The 19,850-nt window shown below is 60.1% G+C and carries 20 protein-coding genes; 12 read left to right on the top strand and 8 right to left on the bottom strand.

Features of this window, described 5'->3' with window-relative positions; translation table 11 throughout:
* Positions 1 to 949 precede the first annotated feature (949 nt).
* From AC0N03_RS10760 to AC0N03_RS10730, 7 genes are all read left to right on the top strand, one after another.
* Entirely contained in the window at positions 950 to 2,965 is a 2,016-nt protein-coding gene (locus AC0N03_RS10760; RefSeq protein ID WP_474288737.1) for a peptidoglycan DD-metalloendopeptidase family protein, read from the top strand.
* A 202-nt stretch (positions 2,966 to 3,167) separates the two neighbouring features.
* Positions 3,168 to 3,662 carry a TspO/MBR family protein gene (locus tag AC0N03_RS10755; protein WP_474288736.1) on the top strand — a complete coding sequence of 165 codons (495 nt, stop codon included), beginning with the start codon at positions 3,168 to 3,170 and terminating at the stop codon, positions 3,660 to 3,662.
* 218 nt (positions 3,663 to 3,880) lie between these two features.
* The gene (locus tag AC0N03_RS10750; protein WP_474288735.1) at positions 3,881 to 4,462 is read left to right on the top strand and encodes a F0F1 ATP synthase subunit delta; all 582 of its coding nucleotides are present in this window, start codon (positions 3,881 to 3,883) and stop codon (positions 4,460 to 4,462) included.
* Positions 4,462 to 5,991, top strand: coding sequence for a F0F1 ATP synthase subunit alpha (atpA, locus tag AC0N03_RS10745; protein ID WP_474288734.1), 1,530 nt, complete (start codon positions 4,462 to 4,464; stop codon positions 5,989 to 5,991). The genes AC0N03_RS10750 and atpA overlap by 1 nt, the downstream gene beginning before the upstream one ends.
* Before the next feature lie 21 nt (positions 5,992 to 6,012).
* Positions 6,013 to 6,885, top strand: a complete 873-nt coding sequence (locus tag AC0N03_RS10740) for a F0F1 ATP synthase subunit gamma (RefSeq protein ID WP_474288733.1) — start codon at positions 6,013 to 6,015, stop codon at positions 6,883 to 6,885.
* 24 nt (positions 6,886 to 6,909) lie between these two features.
* Entirely contained in the window at positions 6,910 to 8,364 is a 1,455-nt protein-coding gene (gene atpD / locus AC0N03_RS10735) for a F0F1 ATP synthase subunit beta (protein WP_474288732.1), read from the top strand.
* Positions 8,365 to 8,391: 27 nt separating this feature from the next.
* Entirely contained in the window at positions 8,392 to 8,796 is a 405-nt protein-coding gene (locus tag AC0N03_RS10730) for a F0F1 ATP synthase subunit epsilon (RefSeq protein WP_474288731.1), read from the top strand.
* 63 nt (positions 8,797 to 8,859) lie between these two features.
* On the opposite strand, the gene metW is transcribed toward AC0N03_RS10730, so the two are convergent.
* Both metW and metX read right to left on the bottom strand, forming a co-directional pair.
* The gene (gene metW, locus AC0N03_RS10725) at positions 8,860 to 9,501 is read right to left on the bottom strand and encodes a methionine biosynthesis protein MetW (protein ID WP_474288729.1); all 642 of its coding nucleotides are present in this window, start codon (positions 9,499 to 9,501) and stop codon (positions 8,860 to 8,862) included.
* The gene (gene metX / locus AC0N03_RS10720) at positions 9,498 to 10,679 is read right to left on the bottom strand and encodes a homoserine O-acetyltransferase MetX (RefSeq protein ID WP_474288728.1); all 1,182 of its coding nucleotides are present in this window, start codon (positions 10,677 to 10,679) and stop codon (positions 9,498 to 9,500) included. Before metX ends, metW begins: the two co-directional genes overlap by 4 nt.
* Positions 10,680 to 10,881: 202 nt before the next feature.
* Between metX and AC0N03_RS10715 the strand changes: the two genes are divergently transcribed.
* Genes AC0N03_RS10715 through AC0N03_RS10705 form a run of 3 tightly spaced genes read left to right on the top strand, consistent with a single transcriptional unit; the run spans position 10,882 to position 13,814 of the window.
* Complete coding sequence (locus AC0N03_RS10715; protein ID WP_474288727.1) at positions 10,882 to 11,742, top strand: chorismate mutase; 861 nt, start codon at positions 10,882 to 10,884, stop codon at positions 11,740 to 11,742.
* 13 nt (positions 11,743 to 11,755) lie between these two features.
* Complete coding sequence (hisC, locus tag AC0N03_RS10710) at positions 11,756 to 12,871, top strand: histidinol-phosphate transaminase (protein WP_474288726.1); 1,116 nt, start codon at positions 11,756 to 11,758, stop codon at positions 12,869 to 12,871.
* The gene (locus AC0N03_RS10705) at positions 12,864 to 13,814 is read left to right on the top strand and encodes a prephenate/arogenate dehydrogenase family protein (RefSeq protein ID WP_474288724.1); all 951 of its coding nucleotides are present in this window, start codon (positions 12,864 to 12,866) and stop codon (positions 13,812 to 13,814) included. The genes hisC and AC0N03_RS10705 overlap by 8 nt, the downstream gene beginning before the upstream one ends.
* Here the strand turns inward: AC0N03_RS10705 and AC0N03_RS10700 are convergent.
* Positions 13,808 to 14,800 (bottom strand): DUF2125 domain-containing protein, encoded by a 993-nt coding sequence (locus AC0N03_RS10700; RefSeq protein WP_474288722.1) that lies wholly within the window; start codon positions 14,798 to 14,800, stop codon positions 13,808 to 13,810. The two genes, AC0N03_RS10705 and AC0N03_RS10700, sit on opposite strands and share 7 nt — an antisense overlap.
* 148 nt (positions 14,801 to 14,948) lie before the next feature.
* Between AC0N03_RS10700 and AC0N03_RS10695 the strand changes: the two genes are divergently transcribed.
* Entirely contained in the window at positions 14,949 to 15,494 is a 546-nt protein-coding gene (locus tag AC0N03_RS10695) for a gamma-glutamylcyclotransferase (RefSeq protein WP_474288721.1), read from the top strand.
* Positions 15,495 to 15,522: 28 nt separating this feature from the next.
* On the opposite strand, the gene AC0N03_RS10690 is transcribed toward AC0N03_RS10695, so the two are convergent.
* The 5 genes from AC0N03_RS10690 to ftsE form a co-directional block, all read right to left on the bottom strand.
* Positions 15,523 to 15,945, bottom strand: coding sequence for a hypothetical protein (locus AC0N03_RS10690; RefSeq protein ID WP_474288720.1), 423 nt, complete (start codon positions 15,943 to 15,945; stop codon positions 15,523 to 15,525).
* A 77-nt stretch (positions 15,946 to 16,022) separates the two neighbouring features.
* Positions 16,023 to 16,793, bottom strand: coding sequence for a lysophospholipid acyltransferase family protein (locus AC0N03_RS10685; RefSeq protein WP_474288719.1), 771 nt, complete (start codon positions 16,791 to 16,793; stop codon positions 16,023 to 16,025).
* On the bottom strand, positions 16,790 to 17,494 hold the full coding sequence (locus AC0N03_RS10680; RefSeq protein ID WP_474288718.1) for a YdcF family protein: 705 nt from the start codon (positions 17,492 to 17,494) through the stop codon (positions 16,790 to 16,792). The genes AC0N03_RS10685 and AC0N03_RS10680 overlap by 4 nt, the downstream gene beginning before the upstream one ends.
* A 12-nt stretch (positions 17,495 to 17,506) precedes the next feature.
* Complete coding sequence (locus tag AC0N03_RS10675; protein WP_474288717.1) at positions 17,507 to 18,439, bottom strand: cell division protein FtsX; 933 nt, start codon at positions 18,437 to 18,439, stop codon at positions 17,507 to 17,509.
* A complete protein-coding gene (gene ftsE, locus AC0N03_RS10670; protein WP_474288716.1) occupies positions 18,432 to 19,139 on the bottom strand; it encodes a cell division ATP-binding protein FtsE in 708 nt (235 codons plus the stop codon). Before ftsE ends, AC0N03_RS10675 begins: the two co-directional genes overlap by 8 nt.
* A gap of 168 nt (positions 19,140 to 19,307) precedes the next feature.
* On the opposite strand from ftsE, the gene hpt reads away from it, so the two are divergent.
* The gene (hpt, locus tag AC0N03_RS10665; RefSeq protein ID WP_474288714.1) at positions 19,308 to 19,847 is read left to right on the top strand and encodes a hypoxanthine phosphoribosyltransferase; all 540 of its coding nucleotides are present in this window, start codon (positions 19,308 to 19,310) and stop codon (positions 19,845 to 19,847) included.
* The last annotated feature ends 3 nt before the right edge of the window (positions 19,848 to 19,850 follow it).

Here is a 19,850-nt window from a genome sequence, read left to right as displayed (position 1 = left end):
TTCGTTCTGAGCCAGGATCAAACTCTCAAGTTAAATGAGAATATCAACCCGGCTTGGTCACTCTACTAATCTCGGTCAGTCCGGCTCCTAAAAACCAAACTAACCGCTGACGAGACCCAAGCACATCTGTCCATATAAATATGAACACGATGAACTTGAGATACGTGACAGCCAGTATTCTTCATACCTGACCCATAAAGGTCAGGCCGCAAGAACCCCGCCGCCTACGTTTCTCTTTCTTCCGATATACTTGTCAAACAACAGCGCCTCAAAATGACTCTCGCCATCAAGACACATCAGGCGTTCCCGCCCGCTCAGACCATTTCCAGAGCACCGCTCCAAAAATTGCGCCGCGCTCTATCCCTCAATTCCGCCAGGCTGTCAATCAACTTTTTTCGCCGTTCCGCAAAAAAAATCCAGACCGCCCAGACACCCCGCCATGCCCGAAATCAAAGCCGAAAAGCCCGATCCCAATCAACATAACAAAGCAACCCCAGACACAAAACCACCCGCAGCCCGCATCCAAAGACGCAAAAACCGCCAAGCACATCCCGCGCCCAGCTCAAACTAACCCCAGCCATAAAAGCAGAAAGTCAATCCAATAGGAACAAAACTACACCCTCCGCTGCTCTGCACAGCGGTGCGCCGTTCGTGAAAACACTCCTACAAAACACACAACTCTTTGTCAATCAATCTTGAACAAAATAATCAAGAAAATTACAAGGCATTGAAAAACAACAAATAAAAGGAAACAACCGCGGCAACTCATGCAAAAGGCGACAAACCCGCGCTGTTTGCCACGCTTTTGCCGATTTTGACGATCATGCCACATTGCAGCGGCCTTGATGGGATGGAACATGAAAATCGCGTCCATCACCCGGCCGGAACTTTATGTACGATCTGAATCGAGGCTGTTGCTCCTGGCAAGAACCGGATATATTGCGCGCGCATGACGGCACTGACCCCAAATAATTACCAGACACTGGCCAGCATTGTCGGATCCGAACCGCCCATGGAAAGCGGCAGCGTTCCGCATTCGCCGGAGGACTGGCACAGGATTTCGCTGCGATGGCTTTCGGGGACGGTGATTGCGGGATTATTCGGCGCGGCCCTGATTGGCGCAGCCGTTTATACCTCGCTCGACCGCCAGGCGCATTTTGCCGAAATGCCGGTTCTGGTGCCGTCTATCCACCGCGAGCAGCCCGTTGCCGGAAAGAAAGAGATCCGCAAGGGCGACAGGCTGGTGCGTCCTGTCGATATTGTCGCCGCCAAACAATCTTACCGGGTGACCATCCCCGTAAAGATCGGCGACAAGGAAGTGCTGATGCCGCGCATGTTCACCAAAGTATCGACGCCATTGACACTGACGCCCACGGTATTTGCCGAGGACGTGCCAAAATTCGACCCCCTGCGCCTTCTCACCGGCACCAAGGACACACTTGATTCGCAACAGGATCAGGCGCCGATCATCGATGCGGCAGAAGTATCGCTGGCAACACGCGATCTGAGCGGGAGCGAAAGCTTCGCCTCCAACGCGCAATTGTCGCTGGACGAAGCGCGCGCACAGGTCACCGAGCAATTGCGCAACGCCGCTGACGGTGCCAAGGCCGCCTTCAATATTCCGCCGCAACTTCTGCTCATGCACACCAGCCGGGCCGATGCCGCGCTCAATCCGAACGGCCTGTCCGCGCCCGGACTGGACGCCACCGCGCCGGGCGGCATCAGCGACACCGCATTTTCCTCGATCAAGGTGCAATGGGTGCCGGAAAATGTGACAACTCTGCCCAGACAGGACACGCAGCCGAACGTATCGCAGATGGAGGAACGTCTTGCCATCGTTCACAAGGGCGAAACGCTCGAGGACATCCTGCGCGCCAACAAGGCCGATTCCGGCGACATAAACGCCGTCATGGCCGCCGTCTCGAAGCGCGGCGGCACAATTGTGCATGAAGGTCAACGCGTGAAACTGCTCTTCGCCGATATCAAGGGCGACGCGGCGATGCTCAATCTGGCGCGCGTGTCCATCTATACCGACGAGACACTCGAATCGGAATTTGCACGGGCTGACGCGGGGCAGTTCATGCCTGTTCATATCGAGCAGGCTCCATCGCCGGCGGAAGGTCCGCCGCAGGATCAGACTGCGGATGAGGATACAGATTCGGGTGGCATCCGTCTGTACAACGCGCTTTACGAGACGGCGCTCAAACAGGAAATGCCCAAGCCGATCATCGACGACATGACCGTCATCTTTTCCAATTCGGTCGATTTTCAGAAGGCGGCGGCTGCCGGCGATTCATTTGAAGCGCTGTATACCGGCGGCGAGGAGAACGAGGGCAAGCCAGAATTACTCTATGCTTCGATAACCGCGCACAATGAAACATACAGATTTTACCGCTTTCAGTCGCCCGATGACAATTCCGTCGACTATTATGATGAAAAAGGCAAATCGAGCCGCAAATTCCTGATTCGCAAACCTATCGCCTTTGGCGTCGAGCGCTCGGGCTTCGGGATGCGGCGTCACCCGATCTTCGGATACATGCGCCTGCATACCGGTGTCGACTGGGCCGCGCCGACGGGCACGCCTATTTTCGCCGCAGGAAATGGCGTGATCGTCAAAGCCGGATGGACATCGGGCTATGGACGGCGCGTGGAAATTGAACATCAGGGCGGCTATGAGACGACATATAACCACATGTCCGGTTTTGGCCGCGGCATTTCCGAAGGCGCCCATGTCAAGCAAGGTCAGATCGTCGGTTATGTCGGCACGACCGGCAATGTGACCGGCGCGCATCTGCACTATGAAGTGATGATCAATGGCCGCTTTGTCGACCCCCTCGGCATACGCCTGCCAAGAACGCGTGAACTGAGCGGCAAGGTTCTGACGGCATTCAAGCAGAGTGAGCAGCGCATAGACGATATCATCTCGAAGGCGCCCAACGCGGAAATGCAGGCGCAGATCCGTTAACACCGCCAGCCTGCCCCGGCCCAGGTCATGTGCGCAAGCACCCCGGCGGGGAGTTGCTATCTTTATACGGATAAATGCGCTATCGGTCAGGTCATGCCAGCGTCGGCGGCAAAAGACGTAAGACCCACCGGATTTGCGCGTGTCAGGGTGCGCGCCGCCAGCATCGGTGATGCCGTATATGATGCCGTATATAAGGAGCAACATGACTGAAGCCTCTGCGAAATCTGGCCGCCTGACTTATGCCGCGCTTTCAATTTTGCCGGTTGTCGCCGCCGGTGTGCTCGGAAATCTGGCGACGATTCCGAATATTCCGACCTGGTACGCGCATCTCGCCAAACCGGCCTTCACGCCGCCCAACGCTGTCTTCGGCCCGGCCTGGACTCTGCTTTACCTGCTGATGATGATCGCCATCTATCGCATCCTCAGCCTGGCGGCGCAGGGACCGGAGCGCGAAAAAGCCATCCGGGTCTTCTTCATCCAGCTATTTCTGAATGCGCTGTGGTCGTTCGGCTTTTTCGCGGCGCACAGCCCTTTGCTCGGACTGGTGATCATTCTGCCGCTGGAGGCGATGATTCTCGTCACCATCAGACGATTCTGGCGGCTCGATAAAATAGCCGCGGCTTGTCTGGCGCCTTATGCTGCATGGGTGGCATTCGCCATCTGTCTCAATGGCGGCATATGGTGGCTGGCGCGCTGAACCGGAGACCGGGCCAAACGCGCCGCCCCGGACAGGTTTTGTGTGATTTACACCGAAAGACTGCACTGAAAGGCCAGCAAAAAATGGTGACAAGGGTTGCGCCGTCACTGCCCTTGTGTTAGGCAACGGCCAAATTTGCAAGCACCTCGCTTGCGGGGCAAAATCATTTTATCCATAGCCTCGCGCTCAGGATCCGCCAAAGCGGCTTTTTGAACGCGATGACCCATGAAAGGCGTTTCGTGACGACAGAAACGATCATATCCGGAATGGCTGGGCGCTATGCTCTGGCTTTGTTTGATCTGGCGAAAGAGCAGGGCGTCACCGAGGAAGTTGCGGCGCAGCTCAATAATTTCGACTGGATGGTTGCCGGCAGCGAAGACCTCGCCATGATGGTGCGCAGCCCTGTCATCACCACCGAAGACCAGCTGCGCGCGCTCGATGCCATTCTCTCGAAGGCAGGCATTTCAGGCATTGCCGCAAATTTCATCCGGCTTGTTACCGCCAAGCGCCGTCTGTTTGCCATCCGCAACATGATAGCCGGCTATAACAAGATGCTTGACGCGAGCAAGGGAATTGTCCGCGCGCAGGTGACGGTTGCTCACCCGATCAATGATACTCATCTGGCATCTCTGCGTGATGCCCTCAAGAACGTTTCCGGCGGCGCATCAGTCGACGTGAATGTGGAAGTCGATCCAGCCATCATTGGCGGCCTGGTTGTTAAACTGGGTTCGCGCATGCTGGACGCTTCGCTCAAAACCAAACTCAACTCAATTCGTTCGCTCATGAAAGAGGTCGGCTGATGGACATCCGCGCCGCAGAAATTTCCGCAATTCTCAAGACCCAGATCCAGAACTTTGGCTCTGAGGCCCAGGTTTCCGAAGTTGGGCAGGTTCTCTCCGTCGGTGACGGTATTGCCCGTGTTTATGGCCTTGACAAGGTTCAGGCCGGCGAAATGGTCGAATTTGCAAACGGCATTCGCGGCATGGCCCTCAACCTCGAATCCGACAATGTCGGCGTCGTGATCTTCGGTTCCGACCGCGACATCGCGGAAGGCCAGACCGTGAAGCGCACCGGCGACATCGTCGACGTTCCGGTCGGCAAGGAACTTCTCGGCCGTGTCGTTGACGCTCTGGGCAATCCGATTGACGGCAAGGGCCCGATCAAAGCCTCCAAGCGTTCGCGCGTGGACGTCAAGGCCCCCGGCATCATTCCGCGCAAGTCCGTGCATGAGCCGATGGCCACCGGCCTGAAGGCGATTGACGCCCTGATCCCCGTTGGCCGCGGCCAGCGCGAGCTGATCATCGGCGACCGCCAGACCGGCAAGACCGCTGTTGCTCTCGACGCGATCCTCAACCAGAAGTCGATCAACCAGGGCAGCGACGAATCCGCCAAGCTTTACTGCGTCTATGTGGCTATCGGCCAGAAGCGCTCGACCGTCGCTCAGTTCGTCAAGGTGCTGGAAGAAAATGGCGCCCTCGAATATTCGATCGTCGTCGCCGCCACCGCCTCCGACCCGGCGCCCATGCAGTTCCTCGCACCCTTCGCCGGCTGCGCCATGGGTGAATATTTCCGCGACAACGGCATGCACGCCCTGATCGTTTATGACGATCTCTCGAAGCAGGCCGTTGCTTACCGCCAGATGTCGCTGCTCCTGCGCCGTCCGCCGGGACGCGAAGCCTATCCGGGCGACGTCTTCTATCTCCACAGCCGTCTGCTGGAGCGTGCCGCAAAGCTGAACGAGGCTAGCGGTCTGGGCTCGCTGACCGCCCTGCCCGTGATCGAAACCCAGGCCAACGACGTGTCGGCCTATATTCCGACCAACGTGATCTCGATCACCGACGGCCAGATCTTCCTTGAAACGGATCTGTTCTATCAGGGTATCCGCCCGGCCGTGAACGTCGGTCTCTCGGTGTCCCGCGTCGGTTCGGCCGCTCAGACCAAGGCGATGAAGAAAGTCGCCGGCCGCATCAAGGGTGAGCTTGCCCAGTATCGTGAAATGGCCGCATTCGCGCAGTTCGGCTCGGATCTCGATGCATCGACACAGGCCCTGCTGAACCGCGGCTCGCGCCTGACCGAACTGCTCAAGCAGGCCCAGTTCCAGCCGCTGAAGATGGAAGAGCAGGTCTGCTCGATCTATACCGGCGTGAACGGTTATCTGGACAAGCTGCCGCTCAATCGGGTCAAGGCTTTCGAGGACGGTCTGCTTTCGACGCTGCGCACCGCCCATCCGGAAATTCTGGAGGCCATCCGCAGCTCGAAGGATCTCTCGGACGCAACTGCCGCCGCCCTCAAGGCAGCCGTGGACGCCTACGCCAAGTCATTTTCCTAATCTCAAGATCCCGGACAGCCCATGCCGTCGTTAAAGGACTTACGAAACCGCATCGCTTCGGTGAAAGCGACGCAAAAGATCACCAAGGCCATGCAGATGGTTGCGGCGGCAAAGTTGCGTCGTGCACAGATGGCCGCCGAGGCAGCGCGTCCTTATGCCGAGCGCATGGACGCGGTTCTGGCCAATATAGCAGCAGGCGTGTCCGGCAACGGGCCGCGTCTGCTCTCCGGCACCGGTAAGCAGGAGACACATCTTCTGGTGGTCTGCACCGCTGAACGCGGCCTGTGCGGCGCCTTCAATTCCTCGATCGCACGTCTTGCCCGCGACAAGGCCAATGCTCTGATCGCACAGGGCAAGACCGTGAAAATCATCTGCGTCGGCAAAAAAGGATATGACATCCTGCGCCGGCTGTTCGACAAGAACATCGTCGAGGTGATTGAACTGCGCAATGTCAAGCAGCTCAGCTATGACAATGCCGAACCGATCGGCAAGAACATCATCAGCCGGTTCGAAGCCGGTGAATTCGATGTCTGCACCCTGTTCTACTCGAAGTTCAAATCGGTGATCTCGCAGCTGCCGACCGCGCTGCAGCTGATTCCGGCGGATATTCCGGCCGCAGCCCCGAAGAACGGCGCCAGCGCCACCTATGAATACGAGCCCGAGCAGGACGAAATTCTGGCGACATTGCTGCCGCGCAATATTTCGGTCCAGGTCTTCCGTGCGCTGCTCGAGAACGCCGCGTCCGAACAGGGCGCGCGCATGAGCGCGATGGACAATGCCACACGCAATGCCGGCGAAATGATCAAGAAGCAGACGCAGAAATACAACCGCTCGCGTCAGGCCATGATCACCAAGGAACTGATTGAAATCATCTCGGGCGCCGAAGCGCTCTGACGTCTTGTAAAGTGAGGATTTAACATGGCAAACACTGCCGCTCCAGCAACCCGCATTGGTCACATCACCCAGGTCATCGGCGCCGTTGTCGACGTGAAGTTCGACGGTCACCTGCCGCAAATTCTGAATGCGCTTGAAACCGACAACGGCGGCAACCGCCTCGTTCTCGAAGTGGCGCAGCATCTGGGCGAATCCTCCGTGCGCTGCATCGCCATGGACACGTCAGAAGGTCTCGTGCGTGGCCAGCCGGTCACGGATACGGGCGCGCCGATCATGGTGCCGGTTGGTGAGGAAACCCTCGGCCGCATCATGAACGTGATTGGCGTTCCCGTCGACGAATGCGGCGAGATCAGCACCAAGGGCCGCCGCGCCATCCATCAGCCTGCACCAAGCTATGCTGAGCAGGCAACGGAAGCTCAGATTCTCGAAACAGGCATCAAGGTCGTCGATCTTCTGGCGCCTTACGCCAAGGGCGGCAAGATCGGCCTGTTCGGCGGCGCCGGCGTCGGCAAGACCGTTCTGATCATGGAACTGATCAACAACGTCGCCAAGGCGCACGGCGGTTATTCGGTTTTCGCCGGTGTGGGCGAGCGTACCCGCGAGGGCAACGACCTCTACCACGAAATGATCGAATCCAACGTCAACAAGAACCCCAAGGAACATGGCGGTTCTGCTGCCGGCTCCAAATGTGCGCTTGTTTACGGCCAGATGAACGAGCCGCCGGGAGCACGCGCCCGCGTCGCCCTGACCGGCCTGACCGTCGCCGAGGATTTCCGCGACAAGGGTCAGGACGTGCTGTTCTTCGTCGACAACATTTTCCGTTTCACGCAGGCTGGCTCGGAAGTGTCGGCTCTGCTGGGCCGCATTCCGTCCGCCGTGGGTTATCAGCCGACTTTGGCCACCGACATGGGCGCGCTGCAGGAACGCATCACCACCACGCAGAAGGGCTCGATCACTTCGGTGCAGGCGATTTACGTTCCGGCCGACGACCTGACCGACCCGGCCCCGGCCACGTCGTTCGCCCATCTGGACGCAACCACCGTGTTGTCGCGTTCGATTGCTGAAAAGGGCATTTACCCGGCAGTGGACCCGCTCGATTCGACCTCGCGCATGCTGAGCCCGCTGGTTGTCGGCGAGGAGCACTACAGCGTCGCCCGTTCGGTGCAGCAGGTGCTTCAGCGCTACAAGGCCCTGCAGGACATTATCGCCATTCTCGGCATGGACGAGCTTTCCGAAGAAGACAAGATTGCGGTCGCCCGCGCCCGTAAGATCGAGCGCTTCCTCAGCCAGCCGTTCCATGTGGCTGAAGTGTTCACCGGTTCGCCGGGCAAGCTCGTGCCGCTGGCCGACACGATCAAGGGCTTCAAGGGCCTCGTGGAAGGCAAGTACGACCACCTGCCGGAAGCCGCCTTCTACATGGTCGGCACCATCGAAGAAGCCATGGAAAAGGCTGCGAAATTGTCCGCTCAGGCGGCCTAACGTCAAGCTTGCAAGGAGCATCGACGAATGATGCCGTTTCACTTTGAACTTGTTTCGCCCGAAAAGGTGCTCTTTTCGGGTGATGTTGCCCAGGTGGTGGTTCCGGGGCTGGAGGGTGAATTCACCGTCCTGGCCGGTCATGCTCCGTTCATGTCCAGCCTCAAGGCGGGGCTGGTCTTCGTTGAGGAATCCGCTGGCCGCGGCCGCCGCATGGTGGTCATCGGCGGTTTTGCCGACGTCAATGCCAAGGGCCTGACAATTCTGGCCGAGCGGGCCTCGGCTATCCAGGACATCACCACCGCCCAGATCGATCAGGAAATTCTGAATGCTCAGACCCGGCGCGAGGCCCTGACCACCAACGAAGAGCGCGACGCCGCCGACATGCGCATTGCCCAGTTGCAGGAACTGCGCACGGTTCTGCAGGCGGTCTGACACACCGACATTTTGCAAAAAAGCCCGCTTCATGCGGGCTTTTTTATTGCGCTGCGAACCTGTTCAGTCCCGGCTCAGCATGAACACCGCCTGCTCGCCGAACAGGTTCCACAGCCACCAGGGCGCATTCACCATCATGGGCTTGCCGAATCTGTCCAGCGCCACGGCACGCTCGATCCGCGCTCCGATCTCCCGGGTCAGATTAACGAAATCCTGTATGGTGCAAAAATGGATATTCGGGGTGTCGTACCACGAATAGCTCAGATTTTCGGTTACCGGCATCTGTCCCCTGAACATGATCTGGCTGCGTATCCGCCAATGTCCGAAATTGGGGAAGGAAACAATGGCATATTTGCCGATGCGCAGCATGTCCTGCAAAACGTGCTTCGGGCGCAGCGTCGCCTGCAGCGTCTGCGAGAGAATGACATAATCGAACGAATTATCCGGATAATAGGCCAGATCCGTATCGGCATTGCCCTGCACCACGGAGAGTCCCCGGCTCACAGCCTCGTTGACGCCGCGTTGAGAAAGCTCGATGCCACGCGCATCCACGCCGCGCGTGTTGGTCAAGAGTTCCAGCAGCGCGCCATTGCCGCAGCCGACATCAAGGACGCGCGCGCCCTGCGCCACCATTCCGGCGACGATGAGAAAATCTACGCGCGCCGCATCCCGCGCCAGACGGTTCCAGGGTTCGGGTTCTGTCATGCTTTTGTCCCCGTTCCGAATCTCGCCCGCGCGGCGGCAGCAAGAAAGCCATGCGTGGTTCCAATAAAATCCGGCTCGTCGAGCAGGAAGGCGTCATGCCCCTTATCGGATTCGATCTCGACGAAGGAAACAGAAGCTCCGGCGGCATTGAGCGCATGGACGATGGTCCGCGAGGCCGAAGTGGGATAAAGCCAGTCGGTGCTGAAGGAGACGACGCAGAACCGCGTCTTCGTGCCCTTGAAAGCCGCAGCCAGAGAGCCGCCATAATCGCCGGCGAGATCGAAATAATCGCAGGCGCGCGTCACATAAAGATAAGAGTTGGCGTCAAACCGGTCGACAAAGCTGGCGCCCTGATACCGCAGATAATTCTCGATCTTGAAATCGGCATCGAAGGAGAAGGTGCGCTCGGAGCGGTTCTGCAATTCGCGGCCGAATTTCCGGTGCAGCGCCTCGTCCGACAGATAAGTGATATGCGCCGCCATGCGCGCCACGGCAAGACCCTTGACCGGCGCGACGTCCTCATCAAGATAGCGCCCGTTGCGCCAGTCCGGATCGGCCATGACAGCCTGCCTCCCAACCTCGTGAAAGGCAATGTTCTGCGACGAATGCCGCGCTGCAGTGGCCACCGGCAGGGCGCTGAACACCCGCTCAGGGTAAGAGGCAGCCCATTGCAGCACCTGCATTCCGCCCATTGAGCCGCCGGCGACACAGAAAAGCTGTCCGATGCCCAGATGGTCGATCAGCATGGCCTGCGCCCGCACCATATCGCGGATGGTGAGCACCGGCAGGTCAAGACCATAAGCCCGGCCCGTCGCCGGATTGGTCGAGGCCGGTCCGGTAGAGCCCATACAGCCGCCGATCACATTGGAGCATATGACAAAATAGAGATTTGTATCGATAGGCCTGCCCGGCCCGACCATGATCTCCCACCAGCCCGGCTTTCCCGTAACCGGATTGATGTTGGCGACATGCTGGTCTCCGGTCAGCGCATGGCAGATCAGGATCGCGTTGGATTTATCGGCATTCAGCGTGCCATAGGTCTGGTAAGCCAGCGTCAGGGGCGCGATTTCGCGGCCTGAATCGAGCTTCAGCGGCTTGTCGGGCGGAAATTCCACCTTCAGGCTCTGCGGGGCGTCAGCCTCGCGGACAGCGGCGGGACGTTGAATCTTGTTGTTCATACCAAGCCTGAACCAATTTCGTTCTGTATGCCGAACACATCGTTTGATAATTAGAATATGTCCTATGGTTTCGTCAAGGTGTCCGCTGCCGGACAACGCGCGGATAATAGAACCAAAACAGCAAAAAATCGCCGCGAAATCTTTGCAATCTCACGCCGCGCCCGCTATGAACGAAGCGCCGGAAAGAAAGACCATTCGCGCCATGACTGAGTTTCCACCGCCTGCAAGCCAACCTGTAGAGACCTTGGCCGACCTGCGCGTCGACATCGACCGCATCGACGCGGCCATGCACAAACTGCTGATCGAGCGCGGCACCATCATCGACAGGCTCATTGCCGTCAAGGCGCGGCAGGGCGGCGGCTCCGCCTTCCGTCCCGGCCGGGAGGCCGCCATGATGCGCGCCCTTGTCCAGCGCCATGAGGGCCGCCTGCCCGTCGACACGGTCGAAAGCATCTGGCGCATCATTATCTCAACCTTCACCTATGTGCAGGCGCATTATTCCGTGCATGCCGATGTGATGGGCGGAGATGCCAGCATGCGTGACTCCGTGCGGTTCCATTTCGGATTTACAGTTCCGTTCGTCGCTCATAACGGCGCGCAGGGCGTGATTGATTCGGTGGCCGCTGCGCAGGGCGATCTTGGCATGATCCGGGTTGAGGGCCACACTTCGGCCGGGGCCTGGTGGACAAGCCTCACCGGACCGCAGGCGCCTAAAATCATTGCGCGCCTGCCCTTTGTCGAGCGGCCGGACCATCCGGCGGGAATGCCCGTATTTCTGCTCAGCAAGCCGCTCAATGAAGCTGCCGCGCGCGATACGCTGCTGTTTGCCGTGGGGCTGGAGCGATGGCGGGAGGCCATTCCCGCCGCACTGGGCGCAATCGAGGGCGAAATCATCGGCAATGCGCCGCAGGACCATGGCCTGAGCCTCCTCATCGCCGTGCCCGGCACCCTTGATCTGCAGCGGCTGCAGGATCTTTTCACCAATCTTGGCGCTGCTGAAGCGCGCATTGCCGAAGTCGGCAGCCATGCCTTGCGCTATGCCTTCGGGCCTAAGCCTGAATAACGGAGTTCATCACGTGTCCTCATCTGTTACGCGTCCCGTTCCACGCGAGTCCATTGCCAGAATCGACGCTTATGTGCCGGGCAAAAGCGCTGCCAAATTCGCCGGCAAGATCTACAAGCTGTCCTCGAACGAGACACCGCTCGGTCCTTCGCCGAAGGCAGTGGAAGCCTATCAGGCAGCCGGCAGCCATCTCGAGCTTTATCCCGACGGCTCGGCCACGGCTCTGCGCGAGGCGATTGCCCGTCTGTACGGATTGGAGTCCAGGCGCATTGTCTGCGGCGCCGGATCGGACGAGGTGCTTTCGCTGCTCACCAGCGCTTATGTCGGACCGGGCGATGAAGGCATATTCACCACTCATGGCTTTCTGGTGTACAAGATCGCCATTCTCGCGGCGGGCGGCACGCCCGTCGTGGCGGAGGAGAAAAACCTGACGGCCGATGTCGACAACATTCTGGCCAAGGTGACCCCCCGCACAAAAATCGTCTTTCTGGCCAATCCGAACAACCCGACCGGCACCTACATACCGTTCGAGGAGGTCAGACGCCTGCACGCGAACCTGCCGCCGCATGTGGTGCTCGTGCTGGATGCCGCCTATGCCGAATATGTGCGCCGCAACGATTATTCCGCCGGGATCGAGCTTGTCAGCCAGTGCGAGAATGTCGTGATGACCCGCACTTTCTCCAAAATCTACGGGCTTGCGGCGCTGCGCATCGGCTGGTGCTATGCGCCGGAGCATATCTGCGACGCCATTAACCGCATCCGCGGGCCGTTCAACCTCAGCACACCGGCCATTGCCGCCGGGGTCGCGGCGCTTGAAGATCAGGCACATGTCGCAGGCGCCATCACCCATAATGAAATATGGCTGCCGCGCCTGACCAAGGCTATAGAGGCACTCGGGATCAGGGTAACGCCATCGGTGGGCAATTTCATCCTGCTGCATTTCGGTCATGCGCCGGGGCATACAGCCGCCGAGGCCGATGCCTTCTGCGCGGCGCAGGGCGTGATCATGCGCGCCGTCAGCTCCTATGGCCTGCCCGATTGCCTGCGCCTGACGATTGGCAGCGCAGAGGCCAACGAACGGGTTATTGAGGTGCTGACGCAATTCATGCAGGGCAAAGCTCATGAGTGAAGCAAGATTGCAGCGGCTGCAAAGCCCGCTGTTCGGGCAGATCTGCATCATCGGCGTGGGCCTGATCGGCTCTTCGCTGGCCCGCGCCATCCGCGAGGCGAATCTCGCGGGCAGGCTTGTCTGCTACGATCAAAACCCGCAGGTGCGCCAGCGCGCAGCCGAACTCGGTCTGGCGGATATGGTCGCACCGGATCTTGCAGCGGCAGTCACCGATTCGGATTTTGTCATTCTTTGTGTTCCGGTCGGCGCCAATGCCGCTGTGGCCATGGATATGGGCCTGCATCTCAAGCCGGGCGCGATCGTATCCGATGTCGGATCGGTCAAGAGTTCGGTCGTTGCGGCTGTCGCGCCGCACCTGCCGCAGGGCGTGCATTTTGTGCCGGCTCATCCTGTGGCCGGAACCGAATATTCCGGCCCGGACGCCGGTTTCGCCAGCCTGTTCATCGGACGCTGGTCCATTCTTACCCCGCCACCCGGCACAGACGAGGCTGCAATCGAAAAGACAGTGGCCTTCTGGAAGGCCTGCGGGTCAAATGTGGAATTGATGACCCCCGCGCACCACGATCAGGTGCTGGCGATCACGAGCCATATTCCGCATCTCATCGCCTATAATATCGTTGGCACGGCGGCGCATCTCGAGGAGATCACCCAGTCGGAAGTGATCAAATTCTCGGCGGGCGGCTTCCGCGACTTCACCCGCATCGCCGCCTCTGATCCCACCATGTGGCGCGACGTGTTTCTCAACAACAAGGAAGCCGTGCTGGAAATGCTGGGCCGATTCACGGAAGATCTGACCGCGCTGCAACGGATGATCCGCTATGGCGATGGCGAAGGACTCTTCACCCTGTTCAGCCACACGCGTGACATCCGGCGCTCCATCATCGCGGTGGGGCAGGAAACGGCGGCTCCGGATTTCGGACGGCGCAGCGGCGAGTCTCAATAAAGCGGAAGCAGTTCAAACGGCAGGCGGACAGGGCCAAGCATCACCTTGCCGCCGCTCAGGTGCAGTGGCAGGCTCACGCCCTGCGACGAATTCTTGAAAAAGCTGCCGAGCAGCCCGCCGACCAGACCTGATTGCGGCCCCAGACCATATTGTTCGAGCAAATGGCCCGCGCCGCGCAGATGCAGTTGCAGCATGCCATCGAGCCGGTGCTGATCATCCAGCGTCAGCGAGCCGCTCGTGTCGACATTGAGGTCCCCGGCCATGCCGTGGCAGGTGCGGATGGTCAGGGCGCCGCCGCCGATGCGCCAGCGCTCCAGCTGGGCCGGAAGATTGCCGCCCTGCAGCGCCTGCGGATTGACGATTTCCGCCTGGCAGGTGAGGTCGAGCGGTGCCGGATCGCGCAGAATGTCGGCGACAAGCGGACTGCGGACGCCCTCGGCCCGGAAGCTGAACGGCAGCGGCGCGGACGAGGACACCGGCCCTGCATCAATCGAAATCGCAGTGGCGCTGTGTTCGGATGAACCGGAGCCGCCGAGCTCCAGTTGCGGCGCGCCAAGATGAATCTGCGCATAAAGGCCGCCAAGCGTGAAGCGCACCAGCGCCTGCGCCGATTGCCAGTTCATATGCGCCGTCGTCTTGTCCGGCAGTGTGAGATCCAGCGGCGCCTTCGCCTCGATATTCACATGGAGGGGCGCATCGAAACCCCAATGCGCGCTCAGACCGGCAAGACGCCCGGTCGCGCCAAGTTCGGAATGCATCACCGGCATCTGACATTCATACCGGATGGCGAAGGGAAACCCCCGGCGCTGCAGCGGCGCGCATTGCCAGTCACGGCCCCACGCCGCCTCGCGGTGCAGCAATTCCCGGCCCTGCCCTTCGATCTGTCCGGCAAAGAAGTACCAGCCGCCCGCCCAGAGCCCAGCACATCCCAGAACAAGGACAAGAGCCGCTCCCAGATACTTCCGGCTCCGCTTTCTGCCTGTCACAAACGCCTCCATTCCCTGTCCGTTCTCGACGCGCAACGCTCTTGCAAGCGCGGCCTGCCCCTGCCATAGAAGCGCGGCAACGTGACCAAACTTGCGTCACAATGAATTGAAATGCAAAATTTGCGGCTTTTTAGTGAACGGAACCCTCATGGCGTCAGCCTCCGACACGCGTGAAACCGGCTCGCTCTGGGTCTTTGCCTATGGTTCCCTCATATGGAACCCCGGTTTTGCCTTTTTATCGGCGCATCCGGCGACGATACATGGCTATCATCGCTCTCTCTGCATCTATTCTCATTTCCACCGCGGCACACGCGAGGCGCCGGGCCTTGTGCTCGGGCTGGACAGGGGCGGCTTATGCCGCGGACTGGCCTATGAGGTGGCAGCGGCAGAACATGGCGACGTGGTGGCCTATCTGCGGGCGCGCGAACAGGTGACCATGGTCTATCGGGAAACGCGGCTAAAGGCCCGCCTGTCCGATGGCCGCGCCATCAGCGCGCTGGCCTATGTCGCCGACCGCGCTCATCCGCAATATGCCGGCCGCCTGCCGCCGGAGGATCAGTTGCGGCTGGTGCGGCACGGGGTGGGCCAATCCGGCGCCAACCCGGATTATGTGCGTGCCACATATGAGCACCTCGTCCAGATGGATATCCGCGACCACACGCTCGAATGGCTGGTGCGCCGCATGGCGGAATAGGCACAAAAGCCGCCCGCGCCGGAATGCGTCAATTTTGCTGTGCGGCCACAAGATCCGCGATCACGGCCTCGCGTGCGGCCTGTGTCTCGGCCATCAGATGAATATGAAATTCGGATATGTTCTCGCGGGCGATCTGTGTCATCGCGCCGCCGAGCCAGAAAAGCTCTGGCAGGGCGCCGCTGTCGCCGGCAGCAACCAGACAGGCAGAACCGGCCTCGTCGCGCCGCACAGCCAGAACAACCGCATGGGCATAGGCTTGCAGCGTGTCCATGGCGCTGGCGTCGCCGGCCGGAAAGACCGAACAGACGTAGCGCCGGCCCGAATGCCCGCGCCAGGCCTGAAAACTGCGCGCCAGACCATCCGTGAGCGCGCTGAGACTCAGGCTGGACGCGGCACGCGGACATGGCGGAAAAGCCCGGGACATACTTGCGGCATAGAGCATCGCGACCATCCATCTGATTCTGTTGTATGGAACAAAACTAGAACAAAAATGCCAGATCGTCAAGCTGCCCTGTTCCGCGCCGCTGTCTAAGCCCCCGCCTTGCCGGACATGCGTCGCCGCACCCTGGCGAGGCTCGGATCGGCCTTGATGGCCTCCTCCACCAGCCTGTCGGTGGCCGATTCGATACGGTCCTGCAAGGTCGCAAAAAAGGCGCGCCGCTCCATGCCCGGTGCGATGGCCGGCAGGAATTCGACGACCAGCTTGCCGGGCCGGCGCAGGAACGAGCGCCGCGGCCAGAACAGGCCGGCATTGAGCGCCACAGGCACGCAGGGCACGTTGCTCGCGCCGTAAATCTGCGCCACGCCATATTTGTAGGCAGGCGGCGCGCCGACGGGACGGCGCGTCCCTTCCGGGAAAATGATGAGCTGGCGTCCCTCGGAGAAAGCCTGCGCCGCCGCACGCTGCAGTTGCGGCATCACGGAGCCGCCCTTCTGCCGGTCCACCACGATCTGCTGCGCGGCGCGGATATACCAGCCGAACAGAGGCAGATGCTGAAGTTCCTTCTTCAGCGCATAGCTGAAATCGGGGCAGTGGGTCATCAGGGCGAAGGTCTCGAAGGCCGACTGATGTTTTGACGCCACGATGCAGGCACCTGCAGGCAGATGTTCAAGACCGCGGAACTCGACATGGATGCCGCAGATTTTCTCCATGAGCCAGATGGACGAGACGCCCCAGCGCCGCGCCTGACCGATGGCGCTGGCACGGCCCCGCAGCAGACCCGGCAAACCGAGAATGAGCAGCGCGAAAAGATTGAGATAAAAGGCAATGTTAAACAGAATTGAACGGACGATTATCATGCAAAGTCCTGCCGGCAGAAGGCATCATGCGGCAAGGCACAGTCTGCTCCTCCCCCGGGAGCGAGAAACACGGCCCTGCTTGCTCCGTTGGACGACAATCCCTCCGCCGGCACAAGCATGAATCGCAGATGAGCAACCAAATATTTGACATATTCCACAAAATACAGCCGCAGATTATCGGCCGAGACGGGCTCCCCCCGGCCGCGCGCCACATCCATCACCACATGCGGCACAAGCTCGGTGCCGGGCAGCGCATGCTGCAATTCAGCCAGCGCCCGCAGCATGTGATAGGAGGATGTGACAACTGTCAGCGAAACAAAATGATGCGCCCGCATCCAGTTGCGTGTTTCTTCGGCATTGCCGATAGTGTTCTGCGCCTCATAGCCCAGATCGATGCAGCACTCGCTGAAATTGCGGAATTTAGCCAGTTCATGGGCGAGATCGGCGCTGGACGTATTCGGGTTCATGCCCGAAATCAGCAACCTTTTGGCGCGCCCGCTGGCCAGCACATTAATGCCTTCACTCACTCTGTCCTGACCGCCCGTGAACACCACCACGCCATCGGTTACGGCAAAACGCTGCAGCGCCATGCTCTCGAACTCGCGGGTGGCACGCATGAAGCCGATGAACCCGGCCGCGAACGCCGCCGCTGACAGCAGCACGATTGCCCAGATCAGCCGACGGATCATTTGCTTCAGCATGACGCTCTCCGCCTAGCTCAGGCCGTGCAGGTGCCGGAACACGACTAGCCGCGACATCAGCCCCGTCACAAGGGCCAGCGCAAGACCGATCATCAGCACAGCCCCATAGCCCGGCAGCCCCAGCGAAAACGAACCGAAAAGCGAACGCACCTGATCGCCGCCCGGCGTGGCCACCCACAGCGATGCCAGTGCGCCAGCGCCCAGAAAGGCAAGAGCCCCGGCAACAGAGCCCATCAGACCGCCCTTGAGGCCAAGCAATATGAAATGACGCTGAAACTGATCGGCGATGAACGAGTCCGCCGCCCCGACCATATGCAGCACATCGATGATCTCGCGGTTGCCGGCCATTGCGCCGCGCGTGGCAAAGGCCACGGCCAGCACCATGGCCACCACGACAAGCGCAAAGATCAGCAGCGCGACAATAACCACTGAATTGGCCATCACCACCAGCCTGTCCAGCCACATGGCATGATCGTCAAGGCTGGAACCCGGAACTTCGCTGACCAGCGCCTTGCGCAAGGCATCGACATCCGGGCGCACGCCGTCACGCGAAAGGCGCAGCACCACAAGGCGCGGCACCGGCAACTGGCTCAGATCAAGCCCCGCGCCGAGCCAGGGCTCCAGCAGTTGCTCGGATTCGGCTTTTGTATAGACCTTTACTTCGGCAATGCCGGGGATGTGTCTGGCAATTTCGCCGGCCCTTGCGGCAGCGGCGTCAACATCATGTCCGGCAATCTGGCGCACCTGAATGGTCATTTCGCGCGAGACGGTGCCGCGCCAGTCCTGCGAGGCACGAGAAACCAATATGGCACCCCCGGCAGTGAGCGCCGCAAGAAAGGTCATGATGGCAATGACAATCACCAGAGCGCGTCCGGCGATGGAGGCGCCCGGCACCAGCGGCATCGGCTCCCAGTTTTCTGCTTCGGCAAGATGAGTTTCATTCATAGATGTGCATCCGCCCGTCGCCCAGCACCAGCCGGTGCGCGCCCTCGAACATATCCATCAGCCCCAGATCATGGGTCGCGATCACGACTGCCGTACCCGATTTCTGCAATTCGACGAAAAGCCGCAGCAGCCGCCGCGCCAGCGAGGGATCGACATTGCCGGTCGGCTCATCCGCCAGAAGCAGCTCGGGCCGCACGATAAGCGCCCGGGCTATGGCGGCGCGCTGCTTTTCTCCGCCCGAGAGCACAGGCGGAAAGGCGTGAATGCGCTCGCCCAGCCCCACCCAATGCAGCAGTTCCGTCACTTCGGCGCGATAGGAACTCTCGTCACGCCCCTGCACGCGCAGCGGCAGAGCGACATTCTCGTAAGTGGAAAGATGATCGAGCAGGCGGAAATCCTGAAACACGACGCCGATCCGCCGCCGCATGGCGGTGATCATGTGTTTGTCAAGCTGGTTGGCGTCCTGTCCGAACAGGGTCACGAGGCCGCGGGTCGGTTTGAGCGACAGCAGCATCAGGCGCATCAGCGTGGTCTTGCCCGCGCCCGAGGGTCCGGTGAGAAACTGGAAACTGCGCGGCGCGATGCCAAAACTGATGTCGCGCAGCACCTCTGGCCCAAGGCCATAGCGCAAGCCGACATTTTCAAAACGCACCACGTCCATCAGGCTTTGCCCATCCTTTTCGCCCGCTACATTCGCCATAAAATGCTTAACCGCAGCTTAACCATATTGACAGGCCAATGGGGCAAAATTGTTTCGCGCTTGTCGGTTGCCGGCCCAATCAACCGGTGAGGATAACGCATTTTATCGATGCATGACGCGCCGTTCTGCGCTAGACAGGCCGGATTGTCCGCCGGAGTGAACCAGAACATGAGCAGGGAAAGAAATGTGAAGGAACTGATCAGCGCGCCGGAAATCGCCGCGCGCATCGACGCAATGGCCCGGCAGATCAAGGATGCACAGATGCAGGATCTTCTGGTGATCGCGGTGCTCAAAGGCTCGTTCATGTTTGCGGCGGATCTCTTGCGCGCCATGCATAATATCGGCATGGAGCCGCAGGCCGAATTCATCCACATTTCATCCTATGGCACCGGCACCGTCTCCACCGGGCGTCCCAATATCCTGAAAGATATTGACTCGCCGGTTCAGGGCCGCGACGTGCTGCTTGTCGACGATATCCTCGAATCGGGACGCACCCTTGCCTTCGCCAAGGATCTGCTGATCGCCAGAGGCGCAAAAAGCGTGCGCCTGTGCGTGCTGCTTGAAAAGCCGGGCCACCGCGCTGTTCAGGTCGAGGCCGAATATGTCGGCTTCCAGTGCCCTGATCTCTTTGTTGTCGGCTATGGCATGGATGTGGCGCATTCCTACCGGCAACTGCCCTTCGTCGGCTTTGTCGAGACCGGAAATTGACGC

The organism is Methylocystis sp. sgz306128 (assembly GCF_056032725.1).
Note: the sequence above shows the minus strand (reverse complement) of the source record. Positions and strands in the feature narration are given on the sequence as shown.

Coding starts and splice junctions, on each gene's coding strand:
- AC0N03_RS10760 (WP_474288737.1), top strand. CDS start 950: ATGACGGCACTGACCCCAAATAATTACCAGACACTGGCCAGCATTGTC.
- AC0N03_RS10755 (WP_474288736.1), top strand. CDS start 3,168: ATGACTGAAGCCTCTGCGAAATCTGGCCGCCTGACTTATGCCGCGCTT.
- AC0N03_RS10750 (WP_474288735.1), top strand. CDS start 3,881: ATGACCCATGAAAGGCGTTTCGTGACGACAGAAACGATCATATCCGGA.
- atpA (WP_474288734.1), top strand. CDS start 4,462: ATGGACATCCGCGCCGCAGAAATTTCCGCAATTCTCAAGACCCAGATC.
- AC0N03_RS10740 (WP_474288733.1), top strand. CDS start 6,013: ATGCCGTCGTTAAAGGACTTACGAAACCGCATCGCTTCGGTGAAAGCG.
- atpD (WP_474288732.1), top strand. CDS start 6,910: ATGGCAAACACTGCCGCTCCAGCAACCCGCATTGGTCACATCACCCAG.
- AC0N03_RS10730 (WP_474288731.1), top strand. CDS start 8,392: ATGATGCCGTTTCACTTTGAACTTGTTTCGCCCGAAAAGGTGCTCTTT.
- metW (WP_474288729.1), bottom strand. CDS start 9,501: ATGACAGAACCCGAACCCTGGAACCGTCTGGCGCGGGATGCGGCGCGC.
- metX (WP_474288728.1), bottom strand. CDS start 10,679: ATGAACAACAAGATTCAACGTCCCGCCGCTGTCCGCGAGGCTGACGCC.
- AC0N03_RS10715 (WP_474288727.1), top strand. CDS start 10,882: ATGACTGAGTTTCCACCGCCTGCAAGCCAACCTGTAGAGACCTTGGCC.
- AC0N03_RS10705 (WP_474288724.1), top strand. CDS start 12,864: ATGAGTGAAGCAAGATTGCAGCGGCTGCAAAGCCCGCTGTTCGGGCAG.
- AC0N03_RS10695 (WP_474288721.1), top strand. CDS start 14,949: ATGGCGTCAGCCTCCGACACGCGTGAAACCGGCTCGCTCTGGGTCTTT.
- AC0N03_RS10690 (WP_474288720.1), bottom strand. CDS start 15,945: ATGGTCGCGATGCTCTATGCCGCAAGTATGTCCCGGGCTTTTCCGCCA.
- AC0N03_RS10685 (WP_474288719.1), bottom strand. CDS start 16,793: ATGATAATCGTCCGTTCAATTCTGTTTAACATTGCCTTTTATCTCAAT.
- AC0N03_RS10680 (WP_474288718.1), bottom strand. CDS start 17,494: ATGCTGAAGCAAATGATCCGTCGGCTGATCTGGGCAATCGTGCTGCTG.
- AC0N03_RS10675 (WP_474288717.1), bottom strand. CDS start 18,439: ATGAATGAAACTCATCTTGCCGAAGCAGAAAACTGGGAGCCGATGCCG.
- ftsE (WP_474288716.1), bottom strand. CDS start 19,139: ATGGCGAATGTAGCGGGCGAAAAGGATGGGCAAAGCCTGATGGACGTG.
- hpt (WP_474288714.1), top strand. CDS start 19,308: ATGAGCAGGGAAAGAAATGTGAAGGAACTGATCAGCGCGCCGGAAATC.